The organism is Alkanindiges illinoisensis, assembly GCF_004377485.1.
In the GTDB taxonomy this organism is placed as follows: domain Bacteria; phylum Pseudomonadota; class Gammaproteobacteria; order Pseudomonadales; family Moraxellaceae; genus Alkanindiges; species Alkanindiges illinoisensis_A.
On the sequence record NZ_SNTY01000007.1, the window covers coordinates 45,184 to 57,735 of the forward strand.

Below are 12,552 nucleotides of genomic sequence, written 5' to 3' on the forward strand. Positions count from 1 at the left end.
GCATTGTTACTGTTTAAAAAGCATTAGCCATTTGTATTGACTTCAAGCTGCAAACCTGACTGCTTTGCCAACTGGGTAAAGTTGGGAAAACTGGTGGCGACAGTTTCAGTGCCATGAATCGTAATCGGTTGGCTGGCGCGCAAACCAGCAATTGCAAAACTCATGGCAATCCGGTGATCATGGTGGCTTTCAATCACGCCACCGCCAAATACGGGTTGCCATTCATTGGCTTTGCCCTTGCCTTCAATAATGATGCCGTCTGGCGTTGGCGTACAATCAATGCCCAGTGTTTTTAGGCCATCAGCCATCACCTGAATCCGGTCAGATTCCTTAACCCGCAGCTCTGCTGCACCAGTCAGCACAGTTTGGCCTTCCGCACAGGCTGCGGCAATAAAAATAGCTGGGAATTCATCAATCGCCAGTGGCACCTGATCTTCAGGAATATGAATGCCTTTTAAGGTATTGGCACGAATACGGATATCGGCCACTGGCTCACCGCCTGCCATTTTTTCATTGGACAGACTAATGTCTGCGCCCATTTGTTTAAGAATTTCAATCACACCAGTCCGGGTTGGATTAATGCCAACCTGCTCCAGCGTAACATCAGAACCCTGAGCAATCGCAGCGCCCACCATAAAGAAAGCCGCTGAGGAAATATCTGCAGGCACCTGAATATGCGTGCCAGTAAGCGTGCCGCCACCCGTTAGGCTGATGGTATTACCTTCAGTTTTTACCTCATAGCCAAAGGCACGCAACATACGCTCGCTATGGTCACGGGTGGGTTCCGGCTCAGTGACCGATGTAGTGCCCTGTGCCCATAAGCCAGCCAGTAAAATACCGGATTTCACCTGTGCTGATGCCATCGGTAAGTCATAGTGAATGCCTTGCAACTGCTGATTACCGCTAATACTTACTGGCGGTGTACCACGCTCACCAGTCGTCTGGATTTTGGCACCCATCAGACGCAGGGGCTTGGCAATGCGTTCCATAGGACGCTTGGACAGGGATGGGTCACCAGTCATCACACTATCAAATTTCTGGGCCGATAAAATGCCAGACAGCAGACGCATGCTGGTGCCGGAATTACCCATATAAAGCGCACCCGCTGGCTCTTTTAAGCCATGCAGGCCAACACCATGAATAGTCACTTCACCATTTTTTGGGCCTTCAATATTGACGCCCATATCACGGAAAGCTTGCAGGGTAGCCAGCGCGTCTTCACCTTCTAAAAATCCAGTCACGTGCGTGGTGCCAGTGGCCAGTGCGCCCAGCATAATGGAGCGATGCGATACCGATTTATCACCAGCAACCGTAAAAGTACCAGTTAATTTTCCACCCGCCTGAATAATAAATTGTTCGGTCACGTTGCTGTTCCTGTCCAGATTTTGACGATGATTTTGCATGCTTTTTTGCATGTAAGGAGTTTTTGCCAGCATATGGCTAAAGTGCTGGCGTGCAGCCTGGGCACGTCCTAGCAAACCAATGAGTTGCTCAGAATTTTCCTGCTCGATGAGTTTTTTTAGCTGGGTGAGCTGTTGTTCAAACGCATCAATGGCCTTGAGCACCGATACTTTATTGGCTAGAAAAATGTCATGCCACATCTGCGGGTCGCTGGCGGCAATCCGGCTAAAGTCACGCAATCCACCTGCTGCATAGCGAAAAATATCCAGATTATTGCGGCTGGCAGCCAATTGCTCAATCAGATTAAATGCCAGCAAATGGGGTAAATGGCTGGTTTGCGCCAGAATTTCATCATGCTCGGCCACGCTCATACAAATGACTTCGGCTTGCGTAGCCTGCCATAATGTAATGAGCTTTTTAACCGCTTGCGGATTGCTGCTGGGTAACGGCGTTAGAATCACCTTGTGATGTGCAAACAGGTCTGCCCGACCTGCATGTACTCCGGTATGCTCACTGCCTGCAATCGGATGCCCAGGCACAAATCCAGTCGGCAAATTTTCACCAAATACAGCCTTGGCAGCATCCACCACATTGCATTTGGTACTGCCCACATCACTAATAATGGCATCCGGTTTGAGCACGGGCTGAATCGCTTGTAGCACTTTTTCAGTTGCACGTACCGGCAGGGCCAGCATAATCAGATCAGCGTCGCGGACAGCATCTTGCGGACTGGTAAACCCGGCATCAATCAGGCCTAAATCCTGAGCATCTTGTAAGGTTTGGAGTGAGCGTGTACTGGCCACCACGGTTTTGGCCAGTTTTTTATCCCAAATGACCCTACACAGGCTGGAGCCAATTAATCCAAGACCAATAAAAGCAACTTTGTTAAATAAAAAGGCAGGCTCATCATTGCTACCCTGCTCAACAGGCTTGTGCATCAGGCAGCCTCAGTGGCTGGAATTTCAGCCAGAACCTGCGCTAATGCATCCAGAAAGCGTGCATTTTCCTCAGGCAATCCAATTGACACCCGAATATGACGCGGCATGGCATAACCACCACCCACTGGACGCACAATCACGCCTTTTTTAAGTAGCGCAGCAAATACCTGCCCGCCATCACGTTGCACGTCAACGGCAATAAAATTGGCGCGTGATGCAATCCAGTGTAAGCCCAGCCTGGCAAATCCCTGCTCCAGTTGCGCCATCCCCTGCTTGTTCAGCTCACGGCTTTGCTCGATAAAATCAGTATCTTTTAATGCTGCAACGGCCGCAGCCAAGGCAAATGAGCTGACATTAAACGGCTGGCGTACCCGGTTGAGCAGATTTGTGACTTCGCTACTTGCCAATCCAAAGCCCACGCGTAAGGACGCCAATCCAAAGGCCTTGGACAGGGTGCGGCTAATCAACAGGTTGGGATACTGCGCCAGAAATTTCAGACTGTTAAAGTTTTCCGGGAAATATTCCACATAGGCTTCATCCAGCACCACCAGCACCTTTGCTGGGATTTGCTGCATAAACTGGCTAAATTCGCCCTCTTCAAACCATGTGCCGGTTGGATTATTGGGATTGGCAATAAAAATAACCCGGGTTTTGTCCGTTACAGCATTGGCCATGGCTGCCAGATCATGCCCAAAGTTTTTTGCAGGCACTTCTACACCAATAGCACCCACGGCTTGCGTTGCCAGTGCATACACTGCAAAAGCATGCTGGCTATAAATCACTTCATCCTGTGCTGCAACAAAAGTACGCGCCACCAGTTCCAGAATATCGTTAGAACCATTGCCCAGCGTAATCTGGTTCATCTCAACGGCAAACTGCTGGCTAATTTGCTGCTTGAGCGCAAAGCCATTGCCATCCGGATAACGGCCCACTTCCTCAATTGCCTGCTGAATGGCCGCTTTAGCTTTTGGCGAACACCCGAGCGGGTTTTCATTACTGGCCAGCTTGATCACATCATCCAGACCCAGCTCGCGTTTTAATTCATCAATAGGCTTGCCCGGCTGATACGGCGCAATGCGGCAAATACCGTCATTGGCCGGTGGAATTAAAAAGCTGGACTGGGTAGACATGGCACGCTCTCTTGCAAAACAGGTTAAACCAGTAAATCAAAAATCACTAACGGTCAAAACTGACCCATTAACAATGCATAAATGAAAAATAAAACTAAAGCACAGCCTTGGGATAAGAACCCAGCACGCGCACTTCCTTCACCAATGGGCGGATTTCTTCCAGTGCAGCAGCCACATTGCTGTCAGATACATGACCATTTAAATCAATAAAGAACACATAGGCCCATTTTTCAGGCAAGGCCGGACGGGTTTCAATGCTGGTCAGGCTAATATTATGCTTAGCAAACGGCGCCAGAATTTCAATTAAGGCACCGGCACGGTCATGTGCTGCAACCAGTAACGAAGTTTTATCCTGTCCGCTGGCGGCAATGGCTTCACGGCCAATAATTAAAAAGCGCGTGGTATTGCTAGGATTATCTTCAATATTTTTGTGCAGCACAGTAAGGTTATAAAGCTCGGCAGCCGTTTCCCCAGCAATGGCAGCTGAGTGCCATTCACTGCGAATACGCTTGGCGGCTTCACCATTACTGGTGAGGGCAACCCGCTCGGCAGCCGGATAATGGGCATCCAGCCACTTGCGGCATTGCGCCAGCGTTTGCTGATGTGCATAAATCTTGGTGATGCTGTCCTGCTTGGTGGTTGGCGATACCAGAAACTGGTGATGAATCCGTAGCTCGACTTCACCAATCACATGCAGGTGGGAACCAATAAAACAATCCAGCGTATGATTGACCACACCTTCAGACGAGTTTTCAACCGGCACCACGCCATAATGCGCACTGCCAGACTCTACTTCACGGAACACTTCATCAATGGTAGCCAGTGGTCGAACCACTGCCTGATGGCCAAAATGCTTGAGCGCTGCCGCATGGGTAAATGTCCCTTCCGGCCCCAAAAAGGCAATGGTTTGCGGGGCTTCAAGAGCCAGACAGGCCGACATGATTTCACGAAAAATTCGCGCTACAGTTTCATTTTCCAGCGGGCCTTCGTTGCGCGCCATCACATTGCGCAACACCTGGGCTTCCCGTTCAGGACGATAAAAGACTGGATTTGAATCGGTTGCAAACTTGGCTTTTGCCACGCCTTCGGCAAGCCGGGCACGCTGGTTTAAAAGCTGGTGAATTTGCTGATCAACCTGATCAATATCCTGTCGTAACTGGTCTAGCGAAGGGCTTAACCCTGAGTTTTGCCAGTCATTATCATCCGTTGTTGCCATGGTATTTTTTGCTCTTGCCACATTGTATCAAGCGCCAAAGTATACACGGTTTATCACAGATAGTTGATAAAGAGTTGCATTACAGGCCAAGGTCTTATAAAAATCACTCAGTCCCATATCCGGTTGAAAGGCCTTATAATGTCATCTATCCCCAATTCAGGTTTTGATCCAGCCAAACCGCAACCCGGCACCCCTAGCCAGCGTGTAAAAAACAACAGACGCTGGATAATTCTGGCAGCGCTGCTCGTAACAGCCCTGATTATTATTTTGCTTGTGGTTTTTTCGAAAAAGAATAAAAACACGTTAGAAACGGCCAATACTTCACAAACTCATAGCACTCAAAATGGCCAACCGCAATCTGCGCTCACCGTGACGGTAACCCAGCCAGAAAACAGGAACTGGGAAAAAACGCTCGAAGCTAACGGCAATATTGCAGCCTGGCAGGAAGTGGTAATTGGTAGTGAGCTGTCCGGTTTGCGTATTACCCAAGTCAATGTAAATGTGGGTGATGTGGTCAAGCGCGGTCAGTTACTGGCGCAAATTAACGCGGACACCATTCAGGCCGAACTGGCACAGTCAAAAGCAACAATTGCGGAAGCGCAAGCCGTGCTGAATGACGCAATTGCCGATGCACGGCGCATTCAAGCGCTGAAAAATACGGGTGCTATTTCAGCACAGGAAGCCGCACAATACTTAACCACGCAGCAAACTGCACAGGCCCGGCTGGATCTGGCACGCGCACAAATTGAATCCAGCAATATCCGTCTTGCCCAGACCCGAGTTGTAGCTCCAGATGATGGCGTGATTTCTGGCCGTACCGCAACAGTTGGCTCGCTGGCACAGGCTGGACAGGAATTATTCCGTATGATTCGTGATAACCGGCTGGAATGGCGCGCTGAGGTCACTACCTCGGAACTGTACCGCTTAAAACCCAGCATGAAAGTCAGTATGATTTCGGCTGATCCAAACCAGCCACCCATTAGCGGTACAGTGCGCATGATTGCACCCACTATTAACAATGATACCCGCTACGGGCTGGTGTATGTGGACTTGCCACGCAGCAATGCCTTGCGTATGGGCATGTTTGTTAAGGGTACTTTCCAGTTGGGCGCACAACAAGCAGTGACCCTGCCACAAAGCAGCCTGTTATTGCGCGATGGTTTTGCCTATGTGTTTATTCTGGACAGCCAAAACCGCGTGCATCAGCAAAAAATTGAAACTGGCCGTCGCGTGGGTGACCGTGTGGAAGTGATGGGATTACCAGCCAATGTCCGGGTGGTGGCGAGTGGCACCGCATTTCTGACTGACGGCGATACGGTAAAAGTGGCAGCAGCCATTCCGCAGACGCCGTTAAACCGCCAGTTTGCCGCAGGGGATGATTGATGAATTTTTCCGCATGGTCTATTCGCAACCCGATTCCCAGTATTTTGCTGTTTATCATGCTGGGCTTAACCGGTTTGCTGTGTTTTCACTGGATGAAAATTCAGCAGTTTCCAGACATTGAACTGCCCATGATTACCGTGACGGCCGCATTGCCGGGCGCGGCACCGCCACAACTGGAAACCGAAGTGGCGCGCAAGATTGAAAATTCAATTGCCACCATACAAAGCTTGAAAAACCAGTACACCACCATTCAGGATGGCATGGTCACAGTAACTGCCGAATTTCGTCTTGAAAAACCGTTGCAGGAAGCACTGGACGATGTGCGCAATGCGGTGTCGCAAGTGCGTAGTGACCTACCTGCGGATGTGCGTGATCCGATTGTCAGCAAGATTAACCTTTCAGGCTCGCCTATTTTAACTTATACCGTGCAATCGCCCCGTATGGATGAGGAAACCTTATCCTGGTTTGTGGATTACGACATTACCCGCAGCATGCTCAAAGTGCCGGGTGTGGGTGCAGTAGCCCGTGTGGGCGGGGTCACCCGGCAGGTCAATGTTGAGCTTGACCCCACCCGCCTTCTCGCGCTGAATGCCTCGGCTGCGGATATTTCACGCCAGTTGCGGCAGGTGCAGCAGGAAGCATCGGGTGGCCAAACCAAAATTGGCAGCAATGAGCAGTCCATTCGCACCATTGCAACTGTCAAAAGTGCACAGGACATTGCCCAAATGGAAATTCCATTAAGCGATGGACGACGCATCCGGCTGGCCGATGTGGCTACAGTGCGCGATGGTATTGCCGAACGCCGCTCGGCTGCCCTGCTGAATGGCCAGCCTGTGGTGGGCTTTGAAATTACCCGCAGCAAGGGCGCCAGTGAAGTTGATGTTGAACAAGGCGTTAAGGCTGCACTTGAAAAACTTAAAGCCGAACATCCAGACCTGAAAATCACGCAGGCCTTTAACTTTGTTAAGCCGGTACAGGATAACTACGAAGGCTCCATGTCACTACTGTATGAAGGGGCGATTCTGGCCATTTTGGTGGTTTGGCTGTTCCTGCGTGACTGGCGGGCTACCCTGATTGCTGCCACCGCACTGCCCTTGTCGATTTTGCCTGCCATGATTGGTATGTATTACCTTGGCTTTACCTTAAATACCGTCACCCTACTGGCGCTTTCCCTGGTAGTAGGGATTCTGGTGGATGATGCCATTGTTGAAATTGAAAATATTATCCGTCACCTGCGCATGGGCAAAACGCCTTATGAAGCTGCCATGGAAGCTGCCGATGAAATTGGCCTTGCAGTCATTGCTACTACCTTTACCTTAATTGCCGTGTTCCTGCCTACAGCCTTTATGAGCGGTGTGGCCGGCAAATTTTTTGTACAATTTGGCTGGACGGCAGCACTGGCAATTTTTGCGTCGCTAATTGTGGCGCGCTTGCTTACGCCAATGATGTCGGCTTATTTGCTTAAACCCTGGGTAAAGAAAGATCAAGATGCTGTACAAGACCTGCCTGCACTGTTGGATCATCCCGCACAAGGTGATCCAGTGCATCTGGGCAATAATGGGCATCAGGATAGTACCAATAATGGTTATGTGATGCGGCATTATTTGCGTACCGTAGCATGGTGCATTCATCATCGAAAAACCACACTGGCTGCAGCCATTTTGTTTTTTATTGGTTCTATCATGCTGATTCCGCTATTGCCCACTGGTTTTATTCCAGCAGCCGATACCGGCCAAACCCAGGTTCAGCTGGAACTGGTGCCCGGTTCGGAGTTTTCTGAAACACTGGCAGCGGCAGAATATGCACGCAACCTGATTAGGGACAATCCGCAAATCCGCAGCATTTACACCACCATTGGTGGCGGTGCAGCCGGTTCTGACCCGTTTTCACCCAGCACTGCCGAAGCACGTAAAGCCACGCTCACCATTCAGACCAGCGAACGCAATGAGCGCGATGTGAGTCTGCAAGCCATTGAAAAAGACCTGCGCGAACGCTTGAGCGTGTTGCCGGGCATGCGAATTCAGGTGGGGTTGGCAGGTGCCAACAGTAAATACCAGCTTGCGCTGTCTGGTGACGATCCGGATACCTTAATGAGTACGGCCCGCACGCTGGAACGCCAGTTGCGTACCATTCCCGGCCTTGGCAGCATTACTTCCAGTACGGCACTGATTCGCCCCGAAGTGGTGATCCGGCCCGATTTTGCCAAAGCCGCCGATCTGGGGGTAACTTCCGCAGCCATTGCGGAAACCCTGCGTGTGGCCACCGCCGGGGACTTTGATCAGAATCTGGCCAAGCTAAACCTGTCGCAGCGCCAGATTCCCATTGTCATCAAGCTGCCGGTTTCTGCCCGGCAGGATATTAATTTGCTGAGTCGTCTGGTGGTGAATGGCAGTCGCGGGCCAGTGATGCTGGGTAGTATTGCAGACATTAATCTGGAAAGCGGCCCATCCCAGATTGAACGGCGTAACCGCTTGCGTAATATCAATTTTAATATTGAACTCAATGACCAGCAGCTTGGCGAAGTTGCCGCCAAAATTGACCAGTTGCCGATTCTGAAAAATCTGCCGCCTTCTGTTAGCCGTGCGGATGTGGGTGATGCCGAAGTCATGGCAGAACTGTTTTCCAGTTTTGGCCTGGCCATGCTGACTGGCGTACTATGCATTTATGTGGTGCTGGTGCTGCTGTTTAAGGATTTCTTACAGCCTATTACCATCTTGATGGCGCTGCCGCTATCGCTAGGTGGTGCTTTTGTGTTACTGCTATTGACCAAAAGTAGCTTTTCCATGCCCAGCTTGATTGGCCTGATTATGCTGATGGGCATTGCCTGTAAAAACTCGATTCTGCTGGTGGATTACGCCATTCTGGCCCGCAAGGAACAAGGCATGTCACGCTTCAATGCGTTGCTGGATGCCTGTCACAAGCGCGCCCGTCCGATCATCATGACCACCATTGCCATGGGCGCTGGCATGTTGCCTATTGCATTGGGCATTGGTACTGATCCCAGCTTTCGCTCACCAATGGCCATCGCGGTAATTGGTGGCCTGATTACCAGTACGTTTTTATCCTTGCTGGTGATTCCGGTGGTGTATACCTTAATTGATGACCTGCATCGGCTCATGTACCGTCTAAGAGGAAAACCCAAACCTGTAACCAACCCATAGCCAGACGTCAGGGCTTAATCATCAAGCCGTCCCGTTTACCAGGCCTCAGACTGTTGAGGATTGCACAAAGCTGGACGGCTTTTTATTGAAAGTTTTTCTTAAGGCATGGAGGATTTCTGCATTATTTTTAAGCAACTACTAGACCAGTGGCATGTTTACAATCGCATCTAGCATTGATTGATTCAATATTCTGAAGATTGGCGCGTGTTTAACCGGGTTTAACTGCTAAATAGTACGCGATTGTTTGTGGATACGTAAAAAAGCCTATACTGACTTAAACTGCATTTGTTACATTCAGTATGAACCGATAAGCCATTCAATATAAGTCCATTGATGCATGGCCCCCTTTTATTTGTCACACAGGCTAACAACTTAAAATGAATAACTTACTTGCTACGCCAGCTTCTGGCCCGGATCAGATCAGCAGCGCCCCGGTCAACCATTCACAGCCCGGTAATGCACTACAACAACTGTGCCAGCTCACCACCGTTGTGGCTGATACCGGCGATTTAAATGCCATTAAACAATTTCGGCCATTGGATGCCACCACCAATCCATCACTAATTACTGCTGCGGCAAGCCTGCCAGAAAATACGCACCTGATTGAAGCGGCCTTTGAACAGGCTCGCCAAGAAGGCCTTGATGGTGAGCCGCTGCTCAATCGCACCATTGATATTTTAACGGTCAAGCTGGGGATTGAAATTTTAAAGCTGATTGATGGCCGTGTATCAACCGAAGTAGATCCCAATTTTTCCTTTAATACTGAAGCTACCATTAGCCGCGCTCTTGAACTGATCAAGCTGTATGAAACGGAAGGCATTAATAAAGACCGGGTGCTGATCAAGATTGCCGCAACCTGGCAGGGCATTCAGGCTGCAAAATACCTGGAGGAACAGGGCATTCATTGTAACCTGACCCTGATTTTCAATTTGCATCAGGCATCTGCCTGTGCTGATGCAAAAGTCACTCTGATTTCGCCGTTTGTAGGCCGCATTCTGGACTGGTACAAGAAAAAGGAAAACCGTGATGCCTACCCGATTGAACAAGACCCCGGTGTTAATTCGGTTAAACAGATTTACAACTACTACAAGCAGCATGGCTTAAAAACACAGGTGATGGGTGCCAGCTTTAGAAGTAGTGAACAGGTACTGGCACTGGCAGGCTGTGATTTACTCACCATTGCGCCGTCTATCCTGCAGGAACTCCAGCAGCGCCATGAACAAGTTCAGCCCCAGCTGTCTGAAGCACTGGCCCAACAAGCTGAACCGGTCGATTATGTAGAACTGGATGAAGGGCGTTTTGAAGAATTTTTAAACCGTGATGAAATGGCCTATGCACTGTTACAGGCTGGTATTGATGGCTTTATCAAGGCACGCGACCAGCTCTCTCACCAGTTGCGCGAAAGTTTTGGCATTGGTGACATCAAGCCTTGATTTGCTCAAGCCAGACCATAAAAAAAGACGCTCATTGACAGCGTCTTTTTTTGTACAGCCATTGGATAATGGTTAAAACCAGATTTTATAGCCGCCTTATTCTTCCACCAACAGTGGCATCACATCCATGCCGTAGTCCCGTACCACCACGCTACCAGCCATTTTGTCATGCCAGCCCTGCTTTTTGCCATCAAAGGCAATCCAGATAAATCCCAGGCCCAGCACAATGGTTGATGCAAAATAACCCAGATAACGAATGACAGACTGGTTTAGTGTAAGGGGTTGACCGGTTTTTTCATCCAGCACTTTAAGCGAAAATAAAATCTTTCCCGGCGTTGCCTGCATTTTCAGCCAAAACCAGATGGTGGCCACAATTGGAAACAGCCACGAAATAATCACCTCACCCAAACCCAGAAATTCACCACTTTGTGCCGCTTGCCAGTATGTGTCAAAGCCATAATATATAATCAGCAACGGAATGGTAATGAGCACCATCAATAGCGTATCAACCAGTGATGCCCCAAGTCTTATCCAGAACCCTGCATATTCATAACGCCCAGTCATCATTGTTTTCCTGTATTTGTCCCTGTTGAGCCTGACAAAATTATGCGATGATTGCGCCTTGTTTTGAAACAGATATTTGTTATTTGATGCCTTATTTTTCCCTGTTCAAGGATGTTTCCCTATCTGCACTGGTGGCCGGATTTGTGACGGTACTGGTGGGTTTTACCAGCTCAGCCGTACTGGTGTTTCAGGCCGCGCAAGGTTTTGCAGCCACCCCGGAGCAAATGGGATCATGGCTATGGGCTCTGGGGGTGGGCATTGGTGTTTCCGGCATGTTGCTATCGCTATATTATAAAATTCCAGTAGCGACGGCATGGTCTACGCCGGGGGCTGCCATTTTAATTGCCGGGGCCAATGGATTTAATATTCATCAGGCCGTGGGCGCTTTTTTGCTTGCAGGCATTTTCGTTGCCATTGCAGGCTTTACCGGCTGGTTTGAACGTGCCTTAAAACACATTCCGGTGAGCCTTGCCGCTGCCATGCTTGCAGGTATTTTGCTGCAATTTGGCTTAAATGTATTTACAGCACTGCAAGATAATTCGATGCTGGTGTTGTCCATGCTACTGGTTTATCTGTTGGCCAAGCGCCTGATGCCACGCTATGCCATTTTACTGGCGCTATTGGCAGGTCTGGTCATTAGCCTGATGCAGGGTGAGCTGCACAGTACCCAGGTTTCTTTACGACTCACCCAGCCTGTCTGGATTTCACCACAATGGTCAATGCAGTCCATCATTAGTCTGGCGTTGCCCCTGTTTGTAGTGACCATGGCATCACAAAACCTGCCTGGCATTGCTATGATTCAGGCGGCTGGTTACCGCTCACCCACCTCATCGGTGGTAGGCTGGACAGGGACCACCACTACCCTGCTGGCACCATTTGGGGCATTTGCCATTAATCTGGCGGCCATTAGCGCTGCCATTTCATTAGGCCCAGAAGCCCATGCCAATCCAGCCAGACGCTATGTGGCTGCAGTATCTGCCGGTTTTTTCTACCTGCTGATTGGGCTATTTGGCGCCACAGTGACCACGCTGTTCATGGCCTTTCCAAAAGCACTGGTGCTGGCCATTGCCGGGCTTGCGTTATTTGGAACTATTGCTTCCAGCCTGTCCAGTGCACTGTCTGTAGAGCGTGAACGTGAAGCTGCGCTAGTTACTTTTCTGGTCACCGCTTCTGGTCTGACACTGGCAGGCATTGGTTCAGCGTTCTGGGGTTTGGTGGCTGGTATTGTTAGCCTGTTAATCTTAAATACAGGCAAGCGTTAAAGCATTCATAGGTTTTATTGAAAAAATAACATAGGGCTTTTAACGGTCAGGCTGCCTTCTAACC

At 49.7% G+C, this 12,552-nt stretch carries 8 protein-coding genes; 4 read left to right on the plus strand and 4 right to left on the minus strand.

The features are described from left to right. Positions 1–23: 23 nt before the first annotated feature. The 3 genes from E2B99_RS01545 to pheA all read right to left on the minus strand — a co-directional run bounded on the left by E2B99_RS01545 (position 24) and on the right by pheA (position 4,685). Positions 24–2,339 (minus strand): bifunctional prephenate dehydrogenase/3-phosphoshikimate 1-carboxyvinyltransferase, encoded by a 2,316-nt coding sequence (locus tag E2B99_RS01545; protein ID WP_134243241.1) that lies wholly within the window; start codon positions 2,337–2,339, stop codon positions 24–26. Then, complete coding sequence (gene hisC / locus E2B99_RS01550; protein WP_134243242.1) at positions 2,339–3,469, minus strand: histidinol-phosphate transaminase; 1,131 nt, start codon at positions 3,467–3,469, stop codon at positions 2,339–2,341. The genes E2B99_RS01545 and hisC overlap by 1 nt, the downstream gene beginning before the upstream one ends. A 94-nt stretch (positions 3,470–3,563) precedes the next feature. Beyond that, the gene (gene pheA / locus E2B99_RS01555; protein ID WP_134243243.1) at positions 3,564–4,685 is read right to left on the minus strand and encodes a prephenate dehydratase; all 1,122 of its coding nucleotides are present in this window, start codon (positions 4,683–4,685) and stop codon (positions 3,564–3,566) included. A gap of 138 nt (positions 4,686–4,823) precedes the next feature. Between pheA and E2B99_RS01560 the strand changes: the two genes are divergently transcribed. The 3 genes from E2B99_RS01560 (at position 4,824) to tal (ending at position 10,662) form a co-directional block, all read left to right on the plus strand. Next, positions 4,824–6,068 (plus strand): efflux RND transporter periplasmic adaptor subunit, encoded by a 1,245-nt coding sequence (locus E2B99_RS01560; RefSeq protein WP_134243244.1) that lies wholly within the window; start codon positions 4,824–4,826, stop codon positions 6,066–6,068. Next, entirely contained in the window at positions 6,068–9,229 is a 3,162-nt protein-coding gene (locus E2B99_RS01565) for an efflux RND transporter permease subunit (RefSeq protein ID WP_134243245.1), read from the plus strand. Before E2B99_RS01560 ends, E2B99_RS01565 begins: the two co-directional genes overlap by 1 nt. A gap of 377 nt (positions 9,230–9,606) precedes the next feature. Continuing rightward, positions 9,607–10,662 carry a transaldolase gene (tal, locus tag E2B99_RS01570; protein WP_134243246.1) on the plus strand — a complete coding sequence of 352 codons (1,056 nt, stop codon included), beginning with the start codon at positions 9,607–9,609 and terminating at the stop codon, positions 10,660–10,662. 96 nt (positions 10,663–10,758) lie between these two features. Here tal and E2B99_RS01575 read toward each other — a convergent pair whose 3' ends face one another. Then, positions 10,759–11,226, minus strand: a complete 468-nt coding sequence (locus tag E2B99_RS01575; RefSeq protein WP_134243279.1) for an RDD family protein — start codon at positions 11,224–11,226, stop codon at positions 10,759–10,761. 86 nt (positions 11,227–11,312) lie between these two features. Between E2B99_RS01575 and E2B99_RS01580 the strand changes: the two genes are divergently transcribed. Beyond that, on the plus strand, positions 11,313–12,488 hold the full coding sequence (locus tag E2B99_RS01580) for a benzoate/H(+) symporter BenE family transporter (RefSeq protein ID WP_134243247.1): 1,176 nt from the start codon (positions 11,313–11,315) through the stop codon (positions 12,486–12,488). The last annotated feature ends 64 nt before the right edge of the window (positions 12,489–12,552 follow it).